General features: G+C 69.0%; 18 protein-coding genes and 1 tRNA gene. 6 read left to right on the top strand and 13 right to left on the bottom strand.

Features of this window, described 5'->3' with window-relative positions; translation table 11 throughout:
• Positions 1–94 precede the first annotated feature (94 nt).
• Positions 95–718 carry an isochorismatase family protein gene (locus HNQ79_RS00480; RefSeq protein ID WP_185025577.1) on the bottom strand — a complete coding sequence of 208 codons (624 nt, stop codon included), beginning with the start codon at positions 716–718 and terminating at the stop codon, positions 95–97.
• Positions 719–785: 67 nt separating this feature from the next.
• A complete protein-coding gene (locus HNQ79_RS00475) occupies positions 786–1,787 on the bottom strand; it encodes a GlxA family transcriptional regulator (protein ID WP_185025575.1) in 1,002 nt (333 codons plus the stop codon).
• 761 nt (positions 1,788–2,548) lie between these two features.
• On the opposite strand from HNQ79_RS00475, the gene HNQ79_RS00470 reads away from it, so the two are divergent.
• Complete coding sequence (locus tag HNQ79_RS00470) at positions 2,549–3,973, top strand: lysine N(6)-hydroxylase/L-ornithine N(5)-oxygenase family protein (RefSeq protein WP_185025573.1); 1,425 nt, start codon at positions 2,549–2,551, stop codon at positions 3,971–3,973.
• 258 nt (positions 3,974–4,231) lie between these two features.
• On the opposite strand, the gene HNQ79_RS00465 is transcribed toward HNQ79_RS00470, so the two are convergent.
• Entirely contained in the window at positions 4,232–6,043 is a 1,812-nt protein-coding gene (locus HNQ79_RS00465; RefSeq protein ID WP_185025571.1) for a bifunctional metallophosphatase/5'-nucleotidase, read from the bottom strand.
• A 118-nt stretch (positions 6,044–6,161) separates the two neighbouring features.
• Here HNQ79_RS00465 and HNQ79_RS00460 point away from each other — a divergent pair, with 118 nt between their 5' ends.
• On the top strand, positions 6,162–6,899 hold the full coding sequence (locus HNQ79_RS00460; protein WP_185026503.1) for an SIMPL domain-containing protein: 738 nt from the start codon (positions 6,162–6,164) through the stop codon (positions 6,897–6,899).
• A gap of 135 nt (positions 6,900–7,034) precedes the next feature.
• Complete coding sequence (gene pyk, locus HNQ79_RS00455; RefSeq protein WP_185025569.1) at positions 7,035–8,468, top strand: pyruvate kinase; 1,434 nt, start codon at positions 7,035–7,037, stop codon at positions 8,466–8,468.
• 10 nt (positions 8,469–8,478) lie between these two features.
• Here pyk and HNQ79_RS00450 read toward each other — a convergent pair whose 3' ends face one another.
• A complete protein-coding gene (locus tag HNQ79_RS00450; RefSeq protein WP_185025567.1) occupies positions 8,479–9,225 on the bottom strand; it encodes a helix-turn-helix domain-containing protein in 747 nt (248 codons plus the stop codon).
• A gap of 109 nt (positions 9,226–9,334) precedes the next feature.
• Positions 9,335–9,409, bottom strand: a tRNA-Leu gene (locus HNQ79_RS00445).
• A gap of 98 nt (positions 9,410–9,507) precedes the next feature.
• Between HNQ79_RS00445 and HNQ79_RS00440 the strand changes: the two genes are divergently transcribed.
• Positions 9,508–10,167: an ANTAR domain-containing response regulator gene (locus HNQ79_RS00440; RefSeq protein ID WP_185025564.1), complete on the top strand. Its 660-nt coding sequence runs from the start codon at positions 9,508–9,510 to the stop codon at positions 10,165–10,167.
• A 75-nt stretch (positions 10,168–10,242) separates the two neighbouring features.
• Here HNQ79_RS00440 and HNQ79_RS00435 read toward each other — a convergent pair whose 3' ends face one another.
• From HNQ79_RS00435 to HNQ79_RS00415, 5 genes are all read right to left on the bottom strand, one after another.
• Entirely contained in the window at positions 10,243–10,959 is a 717-nt protein-coding gene (locus tag HNQ79_RS00435; protein ID WP_185025562.1) for an ABC transporter ATP-binding protein, read from the bottom strand.
• Positions 10,956–11,888 (bottom strand): ABC transporter ATP-binding protein, encoded by a 933-nt coding sequence (locus HNQ79_RS00430; protein WP_185026502.1) that lies wholly within the window; start codon positions 11,886–11,888, stop codon positions 10,956–10,958. Before HNQ79_RS00430 ends, HNQ79_RS00435 begins: the two co-directional genes overlap by 4 nt.
• A gap of 5 nt (positions 11,889–11,893) precedes the next feature.
• Positions 11,894–13,702, bottom strand: coding sequence for a branched-chain amino acid ABC transporter permease (locus HNQ79_RS00425; RefSeq protein ID WP_185026501.1), 1,809 nt, complete (start codon positions 13,700–13,702; stop codon positions 11,894–11,896).
• Positions 13,703–13,707: 5 nt separating this feature from the next.
• Positions 13,708–14,637, bottom strand: a complete 930-nt coding sequence (locus HNQ79_RS00420; RefSeq protein ID WP_185025560.1) for a branched-chain amino acid ABC transporter permease — start codon at positions 14,635–14,637, stop codon at positions 13,708–13,710.
• Between the two features lie 101 nt (positions 14,638–14,738).
• Complete coding sequence (locus HNQ79_RS00415) at positions 14,739–15,953, bottom strand: branched-chain amino acid ABC transporter substrate-binding protein (RefSeq protein WP_185026500.1); 1,215 nt, start codon at positions 15,951–15,953, stop codon at positions 14,739–14,741.
• Positions 15,954–16,933: 980 nt separating this feature from the next.
• Here HNQ79_RS00415 and HNQ79_RS00410 point away from each other — a divergent pair.
• Complete coding sequence (locus HNQ79_RS00410) at positions 16,934–18,805, top strand: Xaa-Pro dipeptidyl-peptidase (protein ID WP_260421461.1); 1,872 nt, start codon at positions 16,934–16,936, stop codon at positions 18,803–18,805.
• Here HNQ79_RS00410 and HNQ79_RS00405 read toward each other — a convergent pair.
• On the bottom strand, positions 18,795–19,280 hold the full coding sequence (locus tag HNQ79_RS00405) for a PaaI family thioesterase (RefSeq protein WP_185025556.1): 486 nt from the start codon (positions 19,278–19,280) through the stop codon (positions 18,795–18,797). The two genes, HNQ79_RS00410 and HNQ79_RS00405, sit on opposite strands and share 11 nt — an antisense overlap.
• 50 nt (positions 19,281–19,330) lie before the next feature.
• A complete protein-coding gene (locus HNQ79_RS00400; protein WP_185025552.1) occupies positions 19,331–21,610 on the bottom strand; it encodes an FdhF/YdeP family oxidoreductase in 2,280 nt (759 codons plus the stop codon).
• A 146-nt stretch (positions 21,611–21,756) separates the two neighbouring features.
• Between HNQ79_RS00400 and polA the strand changes: the two genes are divergently transcribed.
• Positions 21,757–24,495 carry a DNA polymerase I gene (gene polA / locus HNQ79_RS00395; protein WP_185025550.1) on the top strand — a complete coding sequence of 913 codons (2,739 nt, stop codon included), beginning with the start codon at positions 21,757–21,759 and terminating at the stop codon, positions 24,493–24,495.
• A gap of 76 nt (positions 24,496–24,571) precedes the next feature.
• Here polA and HNQ79_RS00390 read toward each other — a convergent pair whose 3' ends face one another.
• The gene (locus HNQ79_RS00390) at positions 24,572–25,432 is read right to left on the bottom strand and encodes a DUF4184 family protein (RefSeq protein ID WP_185025548.1); all 861 of its coding nucleotides are present in this window, start codon (positions 25,430–25,432) and stop codon (positions 24,572–24,574) included.
• Positions 25,433–25,579: the final 147 nt, after the last annotated feature.

Here is a 25,579-nt window from a genome sequence, read left to right as displayed (position 1 = left end):
CCGTACGGTCGCCTCCGCACGTCACGGGACAGGTACGGCAACGGCCGGACGGGAGCACCTCCCCGTCCGGCCGTTCCCGTACTCGCGCGCACCCTCACACCAGCAGGTCGTCCACCTTCGGCGCCACCACGGCGAAGAGATCGGCGATCCCGGCCAGCGCAGCCGGCTTGAGCACCTCGGCCGGAACGACCGTCCCGTCCGGAGCGCCCAGCGCCCGCGTCGCCGTCGCCTCGGCGACGACCACCGGCCGATAACCGAGGTTGAACGCACCCTGTGCCGTGTAGTTGACGCACATGTGTGTCATCAGCCCCGCCAGCACCAACGTGCCGTCGCTGGGCACCCCCCGGGCGGCCAGCACCTTCTCCAGCTCCGTCCGGTGGAAGGAGTTCGGGAAGTTCTTGACCACGACCTCCTCACCCTCGACCGGCGCCACCTCGGCACTGATCCGGCCGATGTCCGCCCGTATGTCGTACGGGGAACCCGGGCCACCGTCGTGCTGCACATGCACCACCGGCAGCCCCGCCGCCCGCGCCGCGGACAACAGCCGGGCGCCCGCCGCGATGGCCTCCTCCACCCCCTCCAGGGCCATCACACCGGAACGATAGGTGTCCTGGAAGTCGATCATGATCAGCGCGGCCGCGTCACCCAGCCGGGGAAGCGCATCGCTCAGCCCACCGACCTGACGCAGCGTCGAGGAGGGCACGGAAGAATTCGTCATGGTCACGTTTCGCTTTCTCGAAGAGGGAAGAAAAACCCGGAAAGGGAAGAAGGAACATCCCGCAGGCCTACGGCCGGGAAACGCCGGCAGTCGTACGGAACCTGCGCCGGTACGCGGCCGGAGTCGTCGCCAGCTGCTTGCGGAACGCCCGGTGCAGGGTCTCCACCGAACCCAGCCCCGAAGCCCTGGCCACCGCCGCCAGCGACGAGTCCGTACTCTCCAGCAGCCGCCGGGCCACCTCGACCCGCGCCGCCTCCACGTACGCGGCCGGACTCGCCCCCGTCTCCTGCCGGAACACCCGGGCGAAGTGCCGCTCGCTCAGACCCATCCGCGACGCCAGCTCGGCCGTCGACAGATCCTCGGCCAGTCGCTCCGAAATCCACAGCCGCAACTCGTCGATGTCCCGCCTGGAGGAAGCCGGCGGCGACAGCGGCACACTGAACTGACTCTGCCCGCCCTGCCGCTTCAGGTACAGCACCAGGTTGCGGGCGACCGCGAGCGCGACCTCCTCACCCAGGTCCTCCGCGACCAGCGCCAACGCCAGATCCAGACAGGAACTGATCCCCGCTCCGGTCCACACCCGCCCCGACGACCGTACGAAGATCGGGTCGGCGTCGACGTTCACGGAGGGGTAATCGGCCGCCAGCTGGGCCGCCGTCGACCAGTGGGTGGTCGCCGTCAGCCCGTCCAGCAGCCCGGCCTCGGCGAGCACATGCGCGCCCACACACACCGAAGCGATCCGCCGGGCACACGGCGCGGTCTCGCGCACCCACGCAACGATCCCGGGATCCACCACCGCCACGGGGCCCTCAGGCCCCGCCTCCACAGCCCCCGGAACCAGCAGCGTGTCGACCGCGGCCCCGACGTCCTCCAGCGCGAGATCGGTCACGAGCCGGACCCCGGCCGACGTCCTGACCACCCCGCCCCCGGGCCCGGCGAGCCGCACCTCGTAACGGGGCGCCCCGCCGACCTCGCGATTCGCCAGCGAGAACACCTCGGCGGGGCCGGTCACATCGAGGAGGTCGACATCGGGAAAAACGACGACGACGACGCGGTGGGGAGCAGCCATGCCCCCATCGTCGCCTCCGCCCCGCGCGTCCGCAATGACGAGCATCTGTCACATCCAGCCATCCCCCTGCTCGTCTCCACTCCGGCGGCCCCCAGAGGCGGCCCGGCCGCCCGCCTTGAGTCCCTTGGGCGGCGGGGCCGCCCCCCGGGGGCGGAACGGGCGGGCAAGGGGGCGGCCCCAGCGGACGCCGCGACCCCGCCCCGACGCCCTCACGCCCCACCCGTACGTCCCGCCGCAGCACCCCCACCCGTACGACCCGCCGCACCGCCCCCGGTACGCCCCCATACGCCGTGCCCCCCACCCGTACGCCCCGCCCCCGCCCCTCCACCGTGCCCCCACCAGACCCGCCTCAGAAACGCCTGGTCCCACGGCATCCCAGCCGTCCCATACCAGCCCCGGCCCCGTCAACGCCCCCTCACCGCGAGCCGATACCCCTTTCGGGTCGCGATCGTTGTCCACTCCGGACACCGCTCCCATCCCCCGTACACCCTGGTGTGTCGTCAACGCGCACCCCGAAGGACCCCCCATGAGCACGCCGCCCCCCGGCACCAGCGCCCTTACACCCGGCGGGCAACCCCCACCCCCCTGCCCCCGGGGGCAGGCTCCGACCTCCGACGGGCCATCTTCACCCCCGGTGCAGCCACCCCTCCACCGTGGGCTGCGTGACGCCAATCCCTGAGGCGTCACCGTCAACCCGCACCCCCGACAGCCCACCCCCCCGTTCGCCGACCCCCACCCCGCCCACCCGGAAGGCACCCCCGATGACCGCCGCCCCGCCGCCCCCCGGCCCCCAAGCCCCCGCCCCCGACCGCCCCCACGACCTCGTCGGCATCGGCATCGGCCCCTTCAACCTCTCCCTCGCCGCCCTCGCCGACGGCATCCACGGCGGCCTCACCACCGCCTTCTACGAACAACGCCCCGCCTTCCACTGGCACCCCGGCCTCCTCATCGAAGGCGCCACCCTCCAAGTCCCCTTCCTCGCCGACCTCGTCACCCTCGCCGACCCGTCCAGCCCCTGGACCTTCCTCAACTACCTCCGCGACAGCGAACGCCTCTTCCCCTTCTACTTCGCCGAGCGCTTCCACATCCAACGCGCCGAGTACGACGCCTACTGCCGCTGGGTCAGCGAGAACCTCACCGGACTCCACTTCGGCCACCAGGTCGACGCGGTCCGCTGGAACCCCGAACGCGTCGCCTTCGAAGTGGACTTCACCCAGCTCGACCCCGAAGGAGAAGCCGAAGCCCTCGGCCGCACCTACACCCGCAACCTCGTCCTCGGCGTCGGCACCGCCCCCTACATCCCCGAACCCCTCAAGCCCCTCGCCGAAGCCCCCGCCGTCCCCGTCCTCCACTCCGCCGACTACCTCCAGCACCGCCCCCAGCTGCTCGGGGCGGACCACGTCACCGTCATCGGCAGCGGCCAGTCCGGCGCCGAGGTCTTCCTCGACCTGCTCCGCGCCCGCCCCACCGGCCGCGAAAAGATCACCTGGCTCGCCCGCACCGAAGCCATCGCCCCCATGGAGTACTCCAAGCTCGGCCTGGAACACTTCACCCCCGACTACACCCGCTACTTCCACGCCCTCCCCGAAGGCGTACGCGACGAACTCCTGCCCCGCCAATGGCAACTGCACAAAGGCATCGACGCCGACACCATCGCCGCCATCCACGACGAGCTCTACCGCCGCACCCTCGACGGCGGCTGGCCGGACGTCACCATCACCCCCGGCGTCCACGTCCGCACCGCAGGCCGCGTCGCCACCACCAAGGTCGAACTCCACCTCGAACACACCCAGCAGGGCACCCGCTCCCGCCTCACCACCGACGCCGTCGTCCTCGCCACCGGCTACCGCGAACGCCCCGTCGACCGGCTGCTCGCCGCCCTCGACCCGTACATGAAACGCGACTCCTCCCAGCGCCCCCGCATCGACGCACAGCAACGTCTCGTCCTGGACCCCGTCGTCCAGGGCTCGGTGTACGTCCAGAACGCCGAACGCCACACCCACGGCGTCGGCGCCCCCGACCTCGGACTCGCCGCCTGGCGCAGCGCCGTCATCCTCAACTCCCTCACCGGCACGGACGCCTACCCCCTCCCCGCCCGCACCGCCTTCACCACCTTCGGCCTCGGCAACCCTGCCCGCCCTCTCCTCCCCGCCCCGCGCGAGGGCCTCGTACAACTGAAGGTCTGACTACCCGGAAGCGGCGAGCGCCTTCCAGAACGCGTGACGGTGCTCGGCCGCGAGACAACGGGGTGACGCGAGCGGAACCCCGCCCACGTCACCCCGCGACAAACACCGGCGCCCACCGGACCGGAACGGATGGCTCACCCCGCCCGACCGAGCCGGATCTCCGCCCCGCCGAACCAGACCACCCCCCGCGGAGCGCTTCGGCCCACCGCCCCGCCGGAACCCACCGGCCCAGCGAGAGCGCGGCGGCCCCTGGACCCGCTAGAACACCGGCTCACCGTCCCTGGTCAGCTTCCAGTCCACCGACGCGAACGCCTTCGGATCCACCGTCCCCTTCGCCCTCACCCACGTGATGATCGTGTTCCGGATCTCCTCCGAATTCGCCCACAGCTGCCTGGCGCCCGCGATGTGCGGGAACGCCCCACCGCCCGACGCCCGGTAGTTGTTCACCGCGAACACGAACTGAGCCTTCGGATCCACCGGCTTCCCCTCGAAGGCAAGGTTCACGATCCGCGCACCCTTCGGCTTGGCGATGTCGACCTCGTACGTCAGCCCCGACACCACGTCGTAGTTGTAGTCGGGCGTGCCCTCCGCATTCGTCAGCCTCGCCGGGTCCACCGCAGCACCGGCGGGCGTCTGCACGTAGTACTTCGCCGAGTACTCCAGGTACTCCTTGAGCTGCGCACCCGTGAGCAGCCGCGCCTCCAGGGTGTTCTCGAACGGGTACAGACCCGCCGCGTCCCTGATCGTGATCTGCCCCGCCGGCACCTTCGCCGTACGCGAGAAGCAGGACGCCTGCGACAGCACCGGCAGCGTCGCGTACTCCCCGCCGGCCAGCGCCGCCTGCACCGTCTCCGTCTGCACCAGGTTGATCAGGTCGATCAGCGGCTCGTCCTTCCACGCCGCCTCCGCCGTCGTCATCGCCGTCGTCGAGGTGCCGATGACCTGATTGACGTACGCCACGACCTTCTTGTGCTCGTCACCCAGCATCCGGGTGATCCGCGGGTCCTCCGCCACGGTGTTCGAGTTCAGCACCCGCGACGACGCCTTCTCCACCGCCCAGCGGCCCTTCGCCCACACCAGCTCGAAGTCGAACAGCGTCAGACGCTGCCCCCACTTCAACGGCTCCGACAGCAGCACCTTCTTCCCGGTCTGCTTGTTCTCGACGAAGTACTCCGCTATCTCGGTGTGCGCGTGCCCCACCAGAATCGCGTCGATGCCCGGCACCTGCTCCGCCACCAGACCCGCCGCGTTCTCCACGTACGGAAGCTGGTCACCGTACGAGGAAGTCCCACTGGAACCCGAGTGCGCCGACACCAGCACGACGTCCGCACCCATCGACCGCAGCTTCGGCACCCACTTCGCCGCCTGCTCCTCAAGCCCCGGGAACACCATCTTCCCCTGCACATTCATCTTGTCCCAGAGCGCGATACCGGGATTCGTCAGCCCCAGCACCGCCACCCGCACATCCCGCCCGTACGGGGTACGCAGCCGGTGCATGCTGTACGGAGCGAACGCCGGCCGCAGCGTCTTCGCATCCAGCGCATTCGCCCCCAGCAGCGGGAAATCGCACTGCTCCTCGAACTTCCGCAGCACCGGAATTCCGTAATTGAACTCGTGATTGCCGAGCGCGGCGGCGTCATAACCGATCCTGTTCATCGCCTGCGCCATCGGATGCACCGGACCGCGCCTCGCGGTGATCGGATCGACCTTCGCGTAGTAGTACGAAAGCTGGGTGCCCTGAATCGTGTCACCCGCGTCGATGAGGAGCGTGTTCCCGCGCCCCTTCTCCTTGCGCACCGCGTTCACCAGCGTGGAGATCTTCGCCAGACCGACGTCATTGTGATCCTTGTCGTCGAACTCCCTGTCGGTGAAATAGTCCCAGTTGAAGACGTTCCCGTGCAGATCGGTCGTCCCCATCACCGTGAACGCATACCGCCTCGGCGGACGCCCCGGACCGCGCCCACCACCCTGCCCGGCGGCCTCAGCAGACCCCGCAGCCCCGCCCACGATCGCCACACCGGCACCCGTAGCGGCGGCCCGACCCAGAAACTTCCGTCGATTCAGCGGCATTTGAACCCCTTAGTCCACGCGTTGCCCATGCACAACGCGCGTAGATTCTGACCCAGAGCCACCCACCACGACACCCCCTACAGGTTTCGATCCGATGACTCCCCGATGTCACACCCGGATGCCACAGTGGTCCGTACCGCAACCAGAGGAGCCACCCGTGAACAACACCCCCGCCCCCCACGGCACCCCCGACGCACCCCGCGTCGCCGTCCGCGGCGAAGCCCGCCTCGAAGTCGACCCCGAAATCGCCCGCATCACCATCACCGTCAGCGCCCGCGGCACCGACCGCCGCACCGCACTCGACGACCTCACCCGACGCAACACCGCAGCCCTCGACCTCATCAAGACCTACGGCGACGCCGTCGAAAAACTCGAAACCGGCTCCTTCTCCATCAACCCCGAACTCACCCGCAAAGGCCGCACCGAACACATCCGCGCCTACCACGGCCGCGTCCACCTCACCGCCGAACTCGCCGACTTCACCGCACTCGGCGAACTCACCACCCGACTCTCCGACCTCGAACTCACCCGCGTCGACGGCCCCTGGTGGGCCCTGCGCCCCACCTCACCCGTCTACGCACAAGCCCGCACCCAAGCAGTCCGCGAAGCCGTCGTCCGTGCCCGGGCATACGCCGAAGCCCTCGACACCCACCTCGTCGCCCTCCTCGAACTCGCCGACGAAGGCACCGAACACGCCGAACCCTTTGCCGCAGCCCCCTCCCTGCGCATGGCCGCCTACGGCGGAACCGACATGGCCATGACCGACGAAACTCCCACCCTCGACCTCGAACCCCAGCGACAAACCGTCCACGCCCACGTCAACGCACGCTTCACCATGGCCCCGCCCCAACTCTGAGCAGGGCACTCCCAATTGCTCATCAGAGCGCCCCCGCGCACAATTCAACACTTGTCAATAACCTTTCACCCAAAGGTTGTTGAGTAGTCATGCGCAACCAAATACCTACCCATCGGTAAGCCCTAGGCTCGACCCATGCGCCGAGCAAAAATTGTCTGCACCCTGGGCCCCGCCACCGACACATACGACCAGATCAAAGCCCTGGTCGAAGCCGGAATGGACATCGCCCGCTTCAACCTCAGCCACGGCACCTACGCCGAACACGAGGCGCGGTACCAGCACGTACGCAACGCCTCCGAAGAGACCGGACGCAGCGTCGGCATCCTCGCCGACCTACAAGGCCCGAAGATCCGCCTGGGCCGATTCCGCGAAGGCCCCGTACTCCTTGAACGCGGCGACACCTTCACCATCACCGTCGAACCCCTCGAAGGCGACCGCCACACCTGCGGCACCACCTACACCGGCCTCCACACCGACGTCACCACCGGCGAACGCATCCTCGTCGACGACGGCAAAGTCACCCTCGAAGTCACCTCCGTCGAAGGCCCCCGCGTCCACACCACCGTCATCGAAGGCGGCATGGTCTCCGACCACAAGGGACTCAACCTCCCCGGCGTCGCCGTCTCCGTCCCCGCCCTCTCCGAAAAGGACATCGACGACCTCCGCTGGGCCCTGCGCACCGGCGCCGACATCATCGCCCTCTCCTTCGTCCGCAGTGGCCGCGACATCGAAGACGTCCACCGCATCATGAAGGAGGAAGGCCGCAGCCTCCCTGTCATCGCCAAGGTCGAAAAACCCCAGGCCGTCGACAACATCGACGACATCGTCGCCGCCTTCGACGGCATCATGGTCGCCCGCGGCGACCTCGGCGTCGAAATGCCCCTCGAACAAGTCCCCATCGTCCAGAAGCGCGCCATCAAACTCGCCAAGCGCAACGCCAAACCCGTCATCGTCGCCACCCAGATGCTCGACTCGATGATCGACAACTCCCGCCCCACCCGCGCCGAGGCCAGCGACGTCGCCAACGCCGTCATCGACGGCACCGACGCCGTCATGCTCTCCGGCGAAACAAGCGTCGGCAAATACCCCATCGAGACGGTCCGCACGATGTCCCGCATCGTCGAGGCGGCGGAAGAGGACATCCTCGCCAAGGGCCTCCCACCCCTCACCGACCGCAACAAGCCCCGCACCCAGGGCGGCGCCGTCGCCCGCGCAGCCGCCGAAATGGGCGACTTCCTCGGCGCCAAGTTCCTCGTGGCCTTCACCCAGTCCGGCGACACGGTCAAGCGCCTCTCCCGCTACCGCTCCCCGATCCCGCTCCTCGCCTTCACCCCCGAACCGGCCACCCGCTCCCAGCTGAACCTCACCTGGGGCGTGGAAACCTTCCTCGGCCCGAAGGTCGGCTCCACGGACGAGATGGTCGCCCAGGTGGACGAGGAACTGCTTCGGATCGGCCGCTGCCAGAAGGGCGACGTGGTCGTGATCACGGCCGGCTCCCCGCCGGGAATCGCGGGCTCCACGAACCTGGTCCGCATCCACCACATCGGCGAGGACGACAGCCCCAAGTAGGCGCGTGTGTTCAGTACTTCGGCCCGACGTGGGCGTCCATGAGCGCTACGGACGCGCGTCGGGCCACGGAGATGTTCCATGCGTTGGGGTGCTTCCATGCCACGCCCACGGCATCCAGTGCATCGGTGAACATGCGCCTGATGTCGTCCGACTTGTTGGTAAAGAAGTACCTCGGGTATTCGTAGCGCTTGCGCGCACCGCCAATGAGCCGCGTGGTCCAATTGGTGATTCGGCAACCGTCGGAGTGGACGAGCCCTCGGATGAACCCCCAGGGGAACTCGCCCACGATGGACTGCTGCCAGGGTTGCAGGGCAATTTGTCGAAGGTGCTTCTTGCCTGGTGCGTGCTGCGGGAAGAGAACTGGCCAGCTCCGGTTGTAGCTGGTCACGCTGACGTACCCCTGTCGCTGCAGGGAGTACACCTTGCTCTGAGGGTGCACCTTGGTGATGGCTGTCCGGCACTCGTCGATGAGGCCGGGCCACGCGTCGGCGCAGGCTACGCGGAGCTGGTGGCCACCGTGCGGGTGCTCGCTGAGACAGCCGTCGCCCAGGTATAGACCGAGCAGATATGCATACGCGGCTGGATCGGCCGGAGTGTCCCGCATCGGGGCACCAGCGATGCGAGGGAGCGGTTCGATGCAGGCCTGCCAGGAGCGGATGGCAGACCGGGATATGCCGGTTTCCTTGCTCGCGGAGTTCAAGCTGAGCCCTTGGGCGACGAGAGAAAGTGCTCGCTTGCGCGTTGCCATGTCGTACACGGGAGCGATCTTGCGAGTGATCCCGTTGCCGCGCATGAAAAAGGCGACACGCTCACACGTTTGTGTGGAGTGTCGCCAAAACCATGCGACCTTGGAATCCAAGGAAAAGTGCCCCGAGTCGGATTCGAACCGACACTGTATGGGTTTTGAATCCATTGCCTGCTGCCAGTTGGGCTACCGGGGCCTAACGAATCGAAGGTTTCCCCCGACCCGCTGCATGACCACCATACCGCAGCTAGGTACGCTCTTGGCAGCTGTATATGCCCCGTACCGAGGAGCCCCGTGACCACCCCCGAGTCGCCCCAGCCGTCCGTCGCCGACGACGACAAGTCGCACGTTCCGCCGCTGACGACCCGTGTCGTCATCGCCGAGGACGAAGCCCTCATCCGGCTCGACCTCAAGGAGATGCTGGAGGAAGAGGGCTACTCGGTCGTGGGCGAGGCCGGGGACGGGCAGAAGGCCGTGGAGCTGGCCCGGGAGCACAAGCCGGACCTGGTCATCCTCGACGTGAAGATGCCGGTCCTGGACGGGATCTCCGCCGCCGAGCAGATCGCGGCCGAGTCCATCGCCCCCGTACTGATGCTGACCGCGTTCTCGCAGCGCGACCTCGTGGAGCGGGCGCGGGACGCCGGGGCCATGGCGTACCTGGTGAAGCCGTTCAGCAAGAGCGACGTCGTCCCGGCCATCGAGATGGCCGTCTCGCGGTTCGCCGAGCTGAAGACGCTGGAGAGCGAGGTCGCGGACCTCACGCAGCGGCTGGAGACGCGGAAGCTGGTGGACCGGGCGAAGTCGATCCTGCAGACGCAGTACGGGCTGACGGAGCCGGCCGCGTTCCGGTGGATCCAGAAGACGTCGATGGACCGTCGGCTGTCGATGCAGCAGGTGGCGGAGGCGGTCATCGAGGACGCCGAGGAGAAGAAGGCGGCGGCCAAGGAGCAGTAGGTCCGGGGCGTACGCAGAGGGGCCCGGTCCGCGTGGTGTGCGCGGGCCGGGCCCCTTGGCGTGCGTGGGGGAGGGTCAGTCCTCGCCGAGGTACGCCTTGCGGACGGACTCGTCGTGGAGGAGGTCCTGTCCGGTGCCGGAGAGGACGACCTTGCCGATCTCCATGACGTGGCCCTGGTCGGCGAGGGAGAGCGCTGCTTGGGCGTTCTGTTCGACGAGCAGGATCGTCATGCCGGTGGAGCGGAGTTCGGTGATGGTCTCCATGATCTTCTGCATCATGATCGGGGAGAGGCCCATGGAGGGTTCGTCGAGCATGAGCAGTTTGGGCTGGGACATGAGTGCGCGGCCCATGGCGAGCATTTGCTGTTCGCCGCCGGAGAGGGTGCCTGCGGCTTGCTTTCGGCGTTCGCCCAGGATGGGGAAGAGTTCGTAGGCGCGCTGGATGTCTTTCTGGATGCCTTCTTTGTCGCTGCGCAGGAACGCTCCGAGTTGGAGGTTCTCGGTGATCGTCAGCCGGGGGAAGATGTGGCGTCCCTCGGGGGAGTGGGCGAGGCCCAGGGCGACGATCTTGTGTGCGGGGATGCCGGAGAGTGGTTTGCCGTCGAAGGTGATCTTTCCGGCGGTGGGCTTGAGGAGGCCGGAGAGGGTGCGCAGGGTGGTGGTTTTTCCTGCGCCGTTGGTGCCGATGAGGGTGACGACCTGGCCTTCTTCGACGCTGAAGGAGATGCCCTTGACGGCTTCGATCTTGCCGTAGGAGACGCGGAGGTCCTCGACCTCCAGGAGGGCGGTCATGGGGTGTCTCCTTCGGTGCGGTTCGTGCGGGTGGTGCTGGGTGCGTCGGCGTCGTCTTCGGTGGTCTGGTCCTCGGCGGCGTGGTCCTCCGCGGCGTGGTCCTCGGCTGCTTGGACTTCGGCGGCCTCTTCGGCGCCGGGGGCGCCTTCGAAGGGGGTGCCGAGGTAGGCGGCGACGACGCGTTCGTCGGCCTGGACGACCTGGGGGGTGCCTTCGACGAGTTTTTCGCCCTGGACGAGGCAGGCGACGCGGTCGGAGAGGTTGAAGATGAACCGCATGTCGTGCTCGATGACGAGGACGGCGATGCCCATGTCGCGGATGGCGAAGACGAGTTCTTCGGCGGCGCGGGTCTCTTGCGGGTTCATGCCGGCGGTGGGCTCGTCGAGGAGGAGGAGTCCGGGGTCGCTGGCGAGCGCGCGGGCGATTTCGAGCTTGCGTTGTTCGCCGTAGGGCAGGTTGCGCGCGAGGTGCTTGGCCTTGTGGGCGAGGCCGGTGAACTCCAGGAGTTCCATGGCGCGTGCGTGGGATGCCTGTTCGGCCTTCTTGAAGCCGGGGCCGCGGAGGAGGGCGGAGAAGAGGCCTTCCTTGGTGCGGGTGTGGCGGCCGACGAGGACGTTTTCCAGAACGGTCATGTTGGAGAAGAGGCGGATGTTCTGGAAGGTGCGGGCGATGCCTGCCTGGGTGACGAGGTGCGGTTTGGGCGGCAGGACGGTGCCTTTGTAGCTGACCTTGCCTTCGGTGGGGATGTAGAGCCCGGTGAGGCAGTTGAAGAAGGTGGTCTTGCCGGCGCCGTTGGGGCCGATGAGGCCGACGATCTCGCCCGCGTTGACGGTGAGGTCGACGTTGCGTACGGCGGTGAGGCCGCCGAAGCGCATGGTGACGCCGCTGGCGTCGAGGACGGCGGTGGTGGTGGCTGTGGTGGTCGTCATGGTGTTCACGCCCCCGCCTTCGCGACGCCGGTGGTGCTGCCGGGTGGTGGGGCGTCCGGTGTGGTCTGTTGTTCGTGTTCGTGGAATTCGAGTTTCTTGCGGCGGTCGGCGATGAGGCCTTCGGGGCGGAAGCGCATGAGCAGGATGAGGGCGAGTCCGAAGAGGACGAGCTGGTAGTCCTGCATGAAGGCGAGCTTGGCCGGGATGAGGTAGAGGAGTGCGGCGCCGATGAGGGGTCCGGCGATGGTGCCCATGCCGCCGAGGATGACGGCGGCGAGGAGGAACGCGGAGTTGGGTGCCACGGATCCGGCGAACTGGTACTGCTCGGGGGTGACGCTGTATCCGAGGTGGGCCTGTACGGATCCGGCGAAGCCGGCGAGGGCGGCGCCGAGTGCGAAGGCGAGGAGCTTGAGCCGGAAGGCGTTGATGCCCATGGCGGTGGCGGCGGTTTCGTCTTCGCGGATGGCGACCCAGGCGCGGCCGATGCGGGATTCGGCGGAGCGGCGGAAGACGAGTACGACGATGACGGTGAAGAGCAGCATCAGCAGGAAGTAGTTGGAGGACCTGGTGAGGCTGAAGCCGAGGAAGTCGTGCTGGATGCCTAGGTCGAACCCGAGGATGTTGAGGTCGGGGACGTTGGTGACGCCGTTGGAGCCGTTGGTGATGTCGGGTCCGGTGACGCCGTTGAGGTTGAGGACGGTGATGCGGAAGATTTCGCCGAAGCCGAGGGTGACGATGGCGAGGTAGTCGCCGCGCAGTCGCAGGGTGGGTGCGCCGATGATGACGCCGAAGATGAGTGAGGCTGCGGCTCCGGCCAGGGCGGCTGCCCAGAAGGGGAATTTGACGTCGAAGGCGGAGCTGGCGGTGCCGGAGACGAGGGCTGCGGTGTATGCGCCGACGCCGAGGAAGGCGACGTAGCCGAGGTCGAGGAGTCCGGCGAGGCCGACGACGACGTTGAGGCCGAGGGCGACGGTGGCGAAGATGAGGACCTGGGCGCCGATGAGGGCGTACTGGTCGTTGGTCTGGGTGAAGGGGAAGCAGATCGCGGCGACCAGGGCGGCGATCATGGCGACCTTGCGGTGTGTGCCGGCGAGTTGGCTGAGGCGTCGCAGCAGGCCCGCTTTGCCGAGGGCGGCGAAGGCGAAGCCGACGGCGATGAGGAACCCGATGAAGAGTTCGGGGTACTCGATGTCGATGCCGTAGGCGAAGAGGGCCAGGCCTGCGGCGAAGACGCCGGTGATGACGAGGATCTCGGCCCAGCCGGGGAGCTTCTGAGGCGTGCCGGGTGCGGGTGCCTTGAGGGTGTGGCGGATGCGTTCCCAGAGGCCGGTGGGGGGTTGTTCGCCGTGTGCGTCGTGGGGGAGTGCGAAGGCGCCGATGGTGGCGATGAGTGCGCCGGTGCCGGAGATCCAGGCGCCGGGTTCGAGGTTGACGAGGCCGCCGAGGACGACGGAGATGGCGCCCATGGTGAAGCCGGTGGTGCCGAGGGTGGCGAGTGCCAGGAGGCGTACGGGGCTGTTGGTGCCGCCGGGGGTGAGCCAGCGCAGTCCTTTGATTCCGTACCCGGAGAGGGTGAACAGGAGGGTGAGGAGTGCGACGGTGAGGGTGAGGGTCTGGAGGCCGCCGGGGTAGCCGGTGACGGTGAGGTTGCCGGGGAATTCCTCGCTCCAGGTCCAGGCGAGGAAGGTGCCGGCGAGTGCGATCGCGGATCCGGCGAGTGCCGTGGCGCGGGCGGCGGTGGGGGGCAGCGGGATGAGGGGGGCGTTGCTGTCGTCGGGGCTGGTGGTGCTCGTGGTTTTGGTGAGGTTGGTCATGGTGGTCACGCCCGATCCGCGACGCGCTCGCCGAGCAGGCCCTGGGGCCTGACGAGGAGGACGATGATGAGGAGGCTGAAGGCCCAGACGTCCTTCCAGCTACCTCCGCCGAAGAGTTCCATGCCGGGGATTTCGGCGATGTATCCGGTGGCGAGGGCTTCGGCGACGCCGAGGACGAGGCCGCCGAGCATGGCTCCGTAGATGTTGCCGATGCCGCCGAGGACGGCTGCGGTGAAGGCCTTGAGGCCGAGCAGGAAGCCCATGCGGAAGCTGACTTGGCCGTTGTGGAGGCCGTATCCGACGGCGGCGACGGCGGCGAAGGCGGCGCCGATCGCGAAGGCGGTGACGATGATGCGGTCGGTGTTGATGCCCATGAGCTTGGCTGTGTCGGGGTCCTGCGCGGTGGCCTGCATGCCGCGGCCGGTGCGGGTCTTGTTGACGAAGAAGCCGAGGGCGATCATGGAGATGGGGGCGGCGACGAGGAGGAAGATGCCGCCGGGCTGGAGGTCGGCGCCGAGGAGGCTGAGCGCTTCGCCCTCGAGCTGGGGGAAGGGGTGGTCCTTCTTGGCGTCGGGGTACCACTGCCAGACGAGTTGCTGCAGGACGATGGAGAGCCCGATCGCGGTGATCAGGGGGGCGAGCCGTGGTGCGCCTCGCAGGGGGCGGTAGGCGAAGCGTTCCGCGGCGGTGGCCACGGCGACGGAGACGACCATTCCGCCGAGGATCATGAGGGGGATCGCGGCGCCGAGGGAGAACCCGGCGGGCAGTATCAGGTAGACGGTCAGGGCGCCGAAGCCGCCGACCATGAATATCTCGCCGTGGGCGAAGTTGATGAGCTGGACAATGCCGTAGACCATCGTGTAGCCGATCGCGATGAGACCGTACATCGCGCCGAGGATGAGTCCATTGGCCAGCTGTTGCGGCAGTTCGTGCACCGCAGGGCCTCCGTCAGTGGTTCGGAATATGGCACCGCGCGGGAGCGCTGGTGGCGCGCCCGCGCGGTGTGGGGATGGTGTGTGTCAGGCGTGTGCCGGGGTTACGGCTTGTACGCCTCGCTGAACTTCGCTGCCCACTTGCCGTTCTCGACCTGGTAGGCGGTCATCATGGTGTTCGTGGTGTCGCCGTACTCGTCGAACGAGACGGGGCCGGTGACGCCGTCGAACTTGACCTTGGACATGGCGTCGAGGACCTTGGGGCGCAGGTCGGCGGGGACCTTGCCGCCGTTGTCGGCGACGGCGATCTTCACGGCTTCGATGATTGCCCAGGTGGCGTCGTAGGTGCCGCCGCCGTAGGCCTCGTAGTCCTCTTTGTAGCCGGCTGCCTTGTAGTCGTCGATGAACTTCTTGGCGGAGTCGAGCTGCTCGACGGGCTTGCCGACGGAGGTGGCGAGGTCGCCCTCGGCCTTCTTGTTGAGCGTGAGGAAGTCGGCGCTGTAGATGCCGTCGCCGCCCATGAGGGGGATCTTGATGGCGTCCTTGAGCTGCTGGCTGAGGGGGCCGGCGGCGGGGTACTCGCCGCCGTAGTAGAGGGCCTTCGCGCCGGAGTTCTTGACCTTGGTGACGATGGCGTTGAAGTCGCGCTCTTCGGGGACGACGTGGTCCTCACCGACGATCTTGCCGCCGAGCTTGGTGAACTGCTCCTTGAAGGAGGCGGCGAGGCCGGCGCCGTAGGTCTTCTGGTCGTCCATCAAGTAGACCTTGTCGATCTTCTTGGTGGTGTAGAGGTACTTCGCGGCGAAGGCGCCCTGCACCTGGTCGGTGGTGGCGGTGCGGAAGTAGGCGGCGAAGGGGCGCTTCTTGTCGCCGGCCTTCCAGTTGGGGCCCTGGGTCAGTTCGGTCCCGGTGTTGGCCGGGGAGACCTGGGTGAGTTTGGCGTCGGTGAAGGGCTTCTGCATCACCTGGGCGATGCTGGAGTTCAGCGGGCCGACGACGCCGATGACCTTCTTGTCGCTGATGAACTTGGCGGCGTTCTGCTGGCCGACGTTGGGCTGGGCCTGGTCGTCGAGGGGCTGGGTGACGAATTCGACGCCGGGAACGGTGTTGTTCTTGTTGGCCGTCTTGGCAGCGAGGTCGGCGGAGTTGCGGATACCGAGGCCCAGTGCGGAGAGGTCGCCGCTGGTGGGGGAGTCGACACCGATGACGACCTTGGTCTTGCTGTCGCCCTTGTCGCCGCCGCCGCCCTTGTCGTCGCGGGAACCGCAAGCGGTGAGCGTCAGTGCTCCGGTGGTGAGCACTGTGGTGAGTATGAGCAAAGAACGGTGTCGCACGAAGGGGTCCTTTCCCTGGCGCGGCTTCCTCCGCGTGAGGAGCCGTGTCGATCGCCGGGCCGTACTCGGGTGGCGCTGAATGCGGTGCTGTGGCGACGCGCCCGGCGGCGCGGTGACTGGCCGTGACTCTAAGCGCAGGTGGGGGTGGCTGGGAGCGGCGTGCGCAGGATGTGACGCTCTTGTTATGCCGTGGCCATGGGTGGGGGGCGTGCGCGGGGTTTTTCGGGCCCTTCTCCGGGGCTCCGGAGTCTCGAATACCGAGAGATGCCAGCGCAGTTAAGGGGCTTGAAGGGTTCATGGTGCTGTCAGTCCGCTATGCGGACAAGTTGTGCAGGAGGGTTCTCCTGCGGTCTTCTCGGCATGCTGGAAGAAGGCGTTCCGTTTTTCCCGAGTGTGACGCTGTGTAACTTTCTCGCGGCATCCGGACGGCAAAACCCGGTAAACGGTCACTGTCCGGCGGATCCGGCGACGGTGGCGGGCGTCGGTGCTCGTGCATACGGACCCGTTCATCCGGGCTTGTGCCTCGGGCCGGCGCGTGGGGGCCGGGCGTGCGGGCCGCCTCGGGTCAGTGCCAGGGGGTGTCGCTCGGCGTCCCGGTGCGGTACCGCTTGGTGCGGGGGCGCGCTTCGTGCGTGCGGTGAGGAGTTCCTCGACTGCCGCTCCGTCTGCCCGCTCGCGTTCCTCGCTCGCCGCCATGACGGCGAGGGCGATGGTGTTCCGGGTGTGGGAAGGCTCGCCTTCATGCAGTCGCCCGCGGGTCGCTCCGGCCCGCCCCGCGGAACGGGTGTGGCGCGGGGAAGGGGCTTCGCCCTCTGGTGCGTCCGGGGTGGACGCGGTGCAATGTGTGCGCGCTCAGCGCGTGGTCGTCACATTTCTGCGCCCCTCTGGAGGCCGGCACGATGGCGGGATCGAACGGAACGTCCGAGAGAACGGTGCGTACGGTTCACACCGTACGGAAGTGGGGCATGGCGGCGCTGGCCGCTTCGCTCCTTGCCGCGCTGCCCACCCCTGCCGCCGCACGGGCGGCGGAGGAACCGAAACCGGCGCTGAAGATCGTCGGCAATGCGACGCAGCCGGTGTTCTCCCGCGCCGACGCCCTCCATCAGCAGGTCGACATCGAGACCGAGGTGGACAGCGACCACGACGGGCAGCGCGACATGATCCGGATGCGCATCCTGCGGCCCAGGGAGACCGACGCCGGGCTGAAGGTCGCCACGATCATCGAGGCCAGCCCGTACTGGGGCGGCGGCCCCGACGTCCCCTTCCACAACGTCGACCTGGACGGCGACGGGCTGCCCGCCGGCAAGTGGCTGCGCGCGGACGCCCGGCAGCCGTCCCTGGCGGCGGCCGGCCCGGTGACGTACAGCGGGTACTACGACAACTACTACCTGCCGCGCGGTTACGCGGTCGCCCAGGTCGACAGCCTGGGTTCGGGGGCCGCGACCGGCTGCGCCACCTCCGGCGGGCGCAACGAGACGCTCGGCGCGAAGGCCGCCGTGGACTGGCTGGCCGGGCGTGCGAGGGGCTGGGACCTGGAGGGGAAGCCGGTCGGCGCCACCTGGTCGACGGGTGACTCGGCGATGATGGGCATCTCGTACAACGGGACCCTGCCGACCGCCGTCGCCTCGACCGGTGTCAAGGGGCTGAAGGCGATCGTGCCGATCTCGGGGATCTCCTCCTGGTACGACTACTACCGGGCCGGCGGCGGGGTCGTCGCGCCGGGCGGCTATCAGGGCGAGGACACCGACATCCTCGCCAAGGGTGTCAACAGCCGTGCCCGTCCCGAGGTGTGTGCGCCGGTGCACGACGCGCTGACCGCGCGGCAGGACCGGGTGACCGGCGACTACGGCCCGTTCTGGCGGGAGCGGGACTACCTGCCGGACGTGCGGCGGATCAGGGCCGGTGTCTTCGTCGTGCACGGCTTCAACGACTGGAACGTGAAGCCCAAGCAGTCGGTCCAGTTGTGGGAGGCGCTGAAGAAGCACGGTGTGCCGCGCAAGATGTGGCTGCACCAGGCGGGGCACAGCAACCCGATGCCGCTGCGCATGGAGGAGTGGCTGCGGCAGACCCATCAGTGGTTCGACTTCTGGCTGTACGGGCTGAGGAACGGCGCCCTGGACGAGCCGAAGGTGGACGTGGAGCAGGCCGACTTCAGCTGGAAGCGGCAGGCGGAGTGGCCGGCCCCGGGGACGCGCGCGCACACGCTGCGGCTGAACAGGGACGGGCTGTCGGCGTTGCCGGGGCTGCCCGTCAGGCAATCGCTGACGGACGCGGGCCGCACGGTGCGGGCCGAGGACCTGGTGGCGGCGCCGGACGCAGCGAACCCGAACCGGCTCGCGTACACGACGGGGGCGCTGGGCAGGGACCTGCGGATCAACGGGGTGCCGCGGCTGTCGGTGCGGGCGTCGTTGCGGGGGACCTCGCCGTATGTGACGGCGCTGCTGGTGGACTACGGGAAGGACACCCGGGCGACGGCGGGCACGGTGGCCGACACCTCGCAGCCGGCCGTCTGCTACGGACAGGGCGTTCCGGGCGACACCGGGTGTGCGTACCGCAGCAGACACCGTACGGAGAACGCGGACTTCAAGATCGTGTCGCGGGGGTGGCTGGACGTCCGCAACCGCAACTCCCTCTCCCGCCAGGACAAGGTGGTGGAGGGCCGTGAGTACGGGCTGAGGTGGGACATGGAGCCGCAGGAGTACGTCTTCAAGAAGGGGCACCGTCTGGGTGTGGTGCTGATCTCGACGGACTACGACTACACGTTGCGTTACCCGGCCGGGACGACGATGTCGGTCCGGGCCGGGGTGAGCAGTGTGACGCTGCCGGTCAGCCCTTGACGGCGGCGGTGGCGGCGCCCGGGTCCATCTCGCGGAGCATGCAGGTCAGGCGGGCCGTGCAGACCCGCTTGTCCTGGTCGTCGGTGATGACGACCTCGTAGGTGGCGGTGGAGCGTCCGCGGTGGACGGGGGTGGCGACGCCGGTCACCAGTCCGCTGCGGGCGCCCCGGTGATGGGTGCAGTTGAGGTCGACGCCGACGGCGATCTTCGTGCTGCCGCCGTGCAGCATGGCGCCCACCGAGCCGAGGGTTTCGGCGAGCACGGCGGAGGCGCCGCCGTGCAGGAGTCCGTACGGCTGGGTGTTGCCCTCCACGGGCATGGTGCCCACGACGCGGTCGGCGGACGCCTCGACGATCTCGACGCCCATGCGGGTGCCGAGGTGACCTGCGGAGAAGAGCGCGGGCAGGTCGACGCCGAGGGCGGCGTACTCGTCGAGTACCTCCTGCGGGAACTTCGCGGTGGACTGCTCACCCATGGGACAGGCTCCGTTCGATGGACACGACCGTCGGTTTCCTAAGCGAACGCTCAGACGGTCGGTGATTGTTCCAGACGGACGACGACGGACTTGCTGGCGGGGGTGTTGCTGGTGTCGGCGGTCGCGTCGAGCGGGACCAGGACGTTGGTCTCCGGGTAGTAGGCGGCGGCGCAGCCGCGGGCGGTCGGGTAGTGGACGACGCGGAAACCGGGGGCGCGCCGTTCGACGCCGTCCTTCCACTCGCTGACCAGGTCGGTGTACGAGCCGTCCGGGAGGCCGAGTTCGGCCGCGTCCTGCGGGTTGACGAGGACGACGCGGCGGCCGTCCTTGATGCCGCGGTAGCGGTCGTCGAGGCCGTAGATGGTGGTGTTGTACTGGTCGTGGGAGCGCAGGGTCTGCAACAGCAGCCGTCCGGCGGGCAGTCGCGGGTATTCGACGGGGGCGGCGGTGAAGTGGGCCTTGCCGGTGGCGGTGGGGAAGCGTCGCTCGTCGCGCGGTCCGTGCGGGAGGGTGAAGCCGCCGGGCCGGGCGGCGCGGGCGTTGAAGTCCTCGAAGCCGGGGACGACGCGGGAGATCCGGTCGCGGATGGCCGCGTAGTCCCGCTCGAAGTCCTCCCAGGGGGTGCGGGACGCGGCGCCGAGGGTGGCGCGGGCCATGCGGGCGACGATGGCGGGTTCGGACAGCAGGTGTTTGCTCGCGGGCGGCAGGTTGCCGCGGGAGGCGTGGACCATGCTCATGGAGTCCTCGACCGTGACGAACTGCTTGCCGCTCTGCTGCACGTCCTTGTCGGTGCGGCCCAGGGTGGGCAGGATCAGGGCGCGGGTGCCGGTGACGACGTGCGAGCGGTTGAGTTTGGTCGAGACGTGGACGGTGAGGCGCGCCTTGCGCATGGCGGCCTCGGTGACGTGGGTGTCGGGGGTGGCGGCGACGAAGTTGCCGCCCATCGCGAAGAACACCTTGGCGTCGCCGTCGCGCAGTGCCTGGATGGCGCGCACCACGTCGTATCCGTGGTGCCTGGGCGAGGTGATGCCGAATTCCTTGTCGAGGGCGTCGAGGAAGGCCGGTGCGGGGCGTTCGAAGATGCCCATGGTGCGGTCGCCCTGGACGTTGGAGTGCCCGCGCACCGGGCACACGCCGGCACCGGCGCGGCCGATGTTGCCGCGCAGCAGGAGGAAGTTGACGACCTCGCGGATGGTCGGTACGGAGTGCTTGTGCTGGGTCAGCCCCATCGCCCAGCAGACGACGATCCGCTCGGCGGCGAGCACCATGCGCAGGGCGCGTTCGATGTCGGCGCGCTCCAGACCGGTGGCGGTCAGTGTCTCGTCCCAGTCGGCGGCTTTCGCGGCGGTCGCGAACTCCTCGTAGCCATGGGTGTGCTCACGTACGAAGGGTTCGTCGACGGCGCCTTCCGTCTCCAGGAGGAGTTTGTTGAGGAGGCGGAAGAGGGCCTGGTCACCGCCGAGGCGGATCTGGAGGAAGAGGTCGGTGAGCGCGGTTCCTCCGAGCATGCCCTGCGGGGTCTGCGGGTTCTTGAACCGCTCCAGTCCCGCTTCGGGCAGCGGGTTCACCGAGATGATCTTCGCACCGGCGTGCTTGGCCTTCTCCAGGGCGGTCAGCATGCGCGGGTGGTTCGTGCCGGGGTTCTGTCCGGCGACGATGATCAGGTCGGCCTGGTGGAGGTCTTCGAGGGAGACGCTGCCCTTGCCGATGCCGAGGGTCTCGGTGAGGGCGGACCCCGAGGACTCGTGGCACATGTTGGAGCAATCAGGGAGGTTGTTCGTGCCGAATTCCCGGGCGAACAGCTGCAGGAGGAAGGCGGCCTCGTTGCTGGTGCGCCCCGAGGTGTAGAAGACGGCCTCGTCCGGCGAGTCGAGGGCCGCCAGCTTGCGTCCGACGAGGTCGAAGGCGTACTCCCAGCTCACCGGCTCGTACGTGTCCGAGCCCTCCGCCAGGTGCATGGGTTCGGTGAGGCGGCCCTGCTGCCCCAGCCAGTAACCGCTGCGTCCTGCGAGGTCGGAGACCGGGTGCGCGGCGAAGAACGCGGGGGTGACGCGGCGTACGGTGGCTTCCTCGGCGACGGCCTTCACGCCGTTCTCGCAGAACTCCGCCGTGTGCCGCCTGTCCTCCTCGGGCCAGGCGCAGCCGGGGCAGTCGAAGCCGTCCTTCTGGTTGACCTTGCGGAGGGTGCGGGCTGTGCGGACCGTGCCCATCTGCTGCTGGGCGAAGCGCAGGCTGTGCGCGACGGCGGCCAGCCCGGCGGCGGCGTGCTGGGGGGAGGCGACCTGCGGCGCGTCCTGGACCGGGTCCCCTGCGGGCGGCTTCGCTGCCATGGCGCTCCCCTTCGAGCGGTGGGTGTGGCGACTGCGTGCGGTACGTATTCGATCCTGTCACGGAGCACTGACAGCCGGTGCCCGAGGGGCGGGGCTCGACCGGTGCGCGGGTGGGATTGTCGGTGGCGCCGCCTAGGATCGGGGGCGTGGCAAAGACAGCAGCGAAGAAGACCGCAGACCTCCCCGCAGCCGAGCAGCGGAGCCGACCCCGCCTGCTCCTCATGGACGGGCACTCCCTGGCGTACCGGGCGTTCTTCGCGCTGCCCGCGGAGAACTTCACGACCGCGAGCGGCCAGCCGACGAACGCCATCTACGGGTTCGCCTCGATGCTGGCGAACACGTTGCGTGACGAGGCGCCGACGCACTTCGCGGTGGCGTTCGACGTGTCCCGCAAGACCTGGCGGTCCGAGGAGTTCCCGGAGTACAAGGCGAACCGCTCGAAGACGCCCGACGAGTTCAAGGGGCAGGTCGAGCTGATCGGCGAGCTCCTCGACGCGATGCACGTGGACCGGTTCGCCATCGACGGGTTCGAGGCGGACGACGTCATCGCGACACTCGCCACGCAGGCCGAGGCGGCCGGTTTCGACGTGCTGATCGTGACGGGCGACCGTGACTCGTTCCAGCTGATCACGGAGCACGTCACCGTGCTGTACCCGACGAAGGGCGTCTCCGAGCTGACCCGGTTCACTCCGGAGAAGGTCGAGGAGAAGTACGGGTTGACGCCGCAGCAGTACCCGGACTTCGCGGCGCTGCGCGGCGACCCGTCCGACAACCTTCCGGGCATTCCGAAGGTCGGCGAGAAGACCGCCGCGAAGTGGATCAACGAGTTCGGTTCGTTCGCGGAGCTGGTGGCGCGTGCCGCGGAGGTCAAGGGTGTCGCCGGGCAGAACTTCCGCGACCACCTGGACGCGGTGAAGATGAACCGCAAGCTCACCGAGATGGTGCGGGACGTGGAGCTGCCCAAGGGCCCGGCCGACCTGCTGCGCGCGCCGTACGACCGCGAGGCGGTGGCCGGTGTCCTGGACGTTCTGGAGATCCGCAACCCGTCGCTGCGCGAGCGTCTGTACGCCGTGGACCCGGGGGCCGCCGAGGAGGAGACCGCCGCTCCGGCCGCAGGTCTCCAGCTCGACGGCACGGTGCTCGGCACGGGCGAGGTGGCCCCGTGGCTGGCGGAGCACGGCGCGCAGCCGCTCGGCGTCGCCACCGTCGACACGTGGTCGCTGGGCACCGGTGGCGTCACCGAGATCGCGTTGGCCGCCGCGGACGGGGCCGCCGCCTGGTTCGACCCGGCCCAGCTCGACGAGGCCGACGAGAAGGCCGTCGCCGCCTGGTTCGCCGGCGCGGACAGTCCCAAGGTCCTGCACAACGCCAAGGGTGTGATGCGGGTTCTGCCCGAGCACGGCTGGCGGCTGGCCGGGGTCAGCATGGACACCGCGCTCGCGGCGTACCTGGTCAAGCCGGGGCGCCGGTCGTTCGCGCTGGACGCCCTGTCGGTGGAGTACCTGGGCCGTGAGCTGGCGCCTGCCGGCGCCGCGGAGGGCCAGTTGGCGTTCGGTTCCGAGGAGGACGAGCGGGCCGAGGCCGACGCCCTGATGGGGCAGGCGCGCACGATCCTCGACCTGGGCGAGGCGTTCACGGAAAAGCTCAAGGAGGTGGGCGCGGCAGAGCTGCTGCACGACGTGGAGCTGCCGACCTCGATCCTGCTGGCCCGTCTGGAGCGGCACGGCATCGCCGCCGACCGGGCTCATCTGGAGGCGATGGAAGGGCAGTTCGCGGCTTCGGTGCAGCAGGCCGTGGGCGAGGCGCACGACGCGGCGGGACGCGAGTTCAACCTGGGCTCGCCCAAGCAGCTCCAGGAGATCCTCTTCGGCGAGCTGGCGCTTCCCAGGACGAAGAAGACCAAGACCGGCTACACGACGGACGCGGACGCGCTGGCGTGGCTGGCGGCGCAGACCGAGCACGAGCTGCCGGTGATCATGCTGCGCCACCGGGAGCAGGCGAAGCTGCGGGTCACCGTCGAGGGCCTGATCAAGACGATCGCCGCGGACGGCCGTATCCACACCACCTTCAACCAGACGGTGGCGGCGACCGGACGGCTGTCGTCCACCGAGCCCAACCTGCAGAACATCCCGGTGCGTACCGACGAGGGCCGGGCGATCCGGCGCGGCTTCGTCGTCGGTGAGGGCTACGAGTGCCTGATGACGGCGGACTACAGCCAGATCGAACTGCGGGTGATGGCGCACCTGTCGGAGGACGCCGGGCTGATCGAGGCGTTCAAGTCCGGTGAGGACCTGCACACCACGGTGGCCTCCCAGGTGTTCGGGGTGGCGCGCGAGGCGGTCGACCCGGAGATGCGCCGCAAGATCAAGGCGATGTCGTACGGACTGGCGTACGGGCTGTCGGCGTTCGGCCTCTCGCAGCAGCTGAACATCGACGCGGGGGAGGCCCGAGGTCTGATGAACACGTTCTTCGAGCGGTTCGGCGGGGTGCAGGACTATCTCCAGCGCGCCGTCGAGGAGGCCCGCGCCACGGGCTACACCGAGACCATGCTCGGCCGCCGCCGCTACCTCCCCGACCTCAACAGCGACAACCGTCAGCGCCGTGAGATGGCCGAGCGGATGGCGCTCAACGCCCCCATCCAGGGCACCGCCGCCGACATCGTGAAGGTCGCGATGCTGAACGTGGACGCGGCACTGGAGAGAGCAGGGCTCACCTCGCGGATGCTGCTCCAGGTGCACGACGAAATCGTGCTGGAGATCGCGAAGGGCGAGCGGAAGCAGGTCGAGGAGATCGTCCGCCGCGAGATGGCGGGAGCCGTGCAGCTGCGGGCGCCGCTGGACGTGTCGGTGGGTGTCGGCGCGGACTGGGAGTCCGCCGCGCACTGACCCGCTCGCGGACCCGCGGAGGGTGCGGCGGCCGGGGTTCGCCCCGGCCGCCGATGGGGCCCGCCGCGGTGCGCGATCAGTGCGATCGGGTACGGGGGCTGGCCCGCGCCACGTCGTCGCGGGGTGCCGCCTCCCGGAGTGCGGCCCGCCGCCACCGGCCGACCAGTGCCGCGTACAGCAGCAGGCCCACCAGCAGTCCCGCGCCTGCGCCGAAGCAGATCGTCGGCACGTAGTCGAAGGGCCGCAGCGGGACGCTCTGGTGCGCGGCCCAGCGCACGCACCGGAGAACCGCACCGAGCACCGCGCATCCCACGAGCAGGGCCCCGCCGGCCGCCCGCTGCCGTGCGGTCAGCAGCGGCACCGCGGTGGTGGAGCCGTCGGCGGGCTGCCGCCGCAGCGCCGTGAGCACGAACCAGCCGAGCCCGAAAGCTGCCAGCGCGGACGATCCGTACTGGGCGTAGGTGTAGAGCGGCAGTCCCGCGTACACCGCCCCGAGGGCCGGAAAGAGTTCCATGCCGAGCCGTCCCGGGTGCGTGAAGAGGTCCCAGGTGACGTGGGTGAGCGCGCCGATGACGGCCGAGAGCACGAACTTCCCCGCCAGGGCGGGCGACACGGCCCCCCACCGGGCCCCGCGCAGCAACCCGTACACCCTCCCTTGCCGCCGGCGTGGCAGCAGCGCGACCAACGGCGCCCGCACCAGCACCCACAGCCACACCAGCCCCGCCGCGCACAGCACGTCCACGGTGAGGATGCCCAGCAGCGAGTGAGTGAGGCTGCCGAAGTCCATGCCGCCGGGGACACCGGAGGCGGCGTAGTACGTCAGGTCCGGGGCGAAGGAACCGGCGACCAGCGCCGAGGGCAGCAGCGGGCCGCGGCCGGTGCCGTCACGGCGGATTCCGGGCAGCACGGCCGCCGCATGACTGAGTGTGAACGGCACGTACGCCCCCAGGTGGACAGGTGTTGCAGTCTGCTGCTCGTTCGACTGCTGTCGATCATGGCGTCAAGTATGCGCGGAGATGCGAAGGTGTCGAAGTGGTGAAAAGCGCTCAGGAGCCGGTTATACGGGGCCGTGAGTTGTCGTAGT

This window comes from Streptomyces candidus (assembly GCF_014207445.1).
Lineage (GTDB): Bacteria > Actinomycetota > Actinomycetes > Streptomycetales > Streptomycetaceae > Streptomyces > Streptomyces candidus.
This window is presented reverse-complemented; position numbering and strand designations above follow the sequence as displayed.

What these genes read in the sequence shown, in the direction of transcription:
- HNQ79_RS00480 (WP_185025577.1), bottom strand. Translation starts at nt 718, where the DNA reads ATGACGAATTCTTCCGTGCCCTCCTCGACGCTGCGTCAGGTCGGTGGG.
- HNQ79_RS00475 (WP_185025575.1), bottom strand. Translation starts at nt 1,787, where the DNA reads ATGGCTGCTCCCCACCGCGTCGTCGTCGTCGTTTTTCCCGATGTCGAC.
- HNQ79_RS00470 (WP_185025573.1), top strand. Translation starts at nt 2,549, where the DNA reads ATGACCGCCGCCCCGCCGCCCCCCGGCCCCCAAGCCCCCGCCCCCGAC.
- HNQ79_RS00465 (WP_185025571.1), bottom strand. Translation starts at nt 6,043, where the DNA reads ATGCCGCTGAATCGACGGAAGTTTCTGGGTCGGGCCGCCGCTACGGGT.
- HNQ79_RS00460 (WP_185026503.1), top strand. Translation starts at nt 6,162, where the DNA reads ATGCCACAGTGGTCCGTACCGCAACCAGAGGAGCCACCCGTGAACAAC.
- pyk (WP_185025569.1), top strand. Translation starts at nt 7,035, where the DNA reads ATGCGCCGAGCAAAAATTGTCTGCACCCTGGGCCCCGCCACCGACACA.
- HNQ79_RS00435 (WP_185025562.1), bottom strand. Translation starts at nt 10,959, where the DNA reads ATGACCGCCCTCCTGGAGGTCGAGGACCTCCGCGTCTCCTACGGCAAG.
- HNQ79_RS00430 (WP_185026502.1), bottom strand. Translation starts at nt 11,888, where the DNA reads ATGACGACCACCACAGCCACCACCACCGCCGTCCTCGACGCCAGCGGC.
- HNQ79_RS00425 (WP_185026501.1), bottom strand. Translation starts at nt 13,702, where the DNA reads ATGACCAACCTCACCAAAACCACGAGCACCACCAGCCCCGACGACAGC.
- HNQ79_RS00410 (WP_260421461.1), top strand. Translation starts at nt 16,934, where the DNA reads ATGGCGGCGCTGGCCGCTTCGCTCCTTGCCGCGCTGCCCACCCCTGCC.
- HNQ79_RS00405 (WP_185025556.1), bottom strand. Translation starts at nt 19,280, where the DNA reads ATGGGTGAGCAGTCCACCGCGAAGTTCCCGCAGGAGGTACTCGACGAG.
- HNQ79_RS00400 (WP_185025552.1), bottom strand. Translation starts at nt 21,610, where the DNA reads ATGGCAGCGAAGCCGCCCGCAGGGGACCCGGTCCAGGACGCGCCGCAG.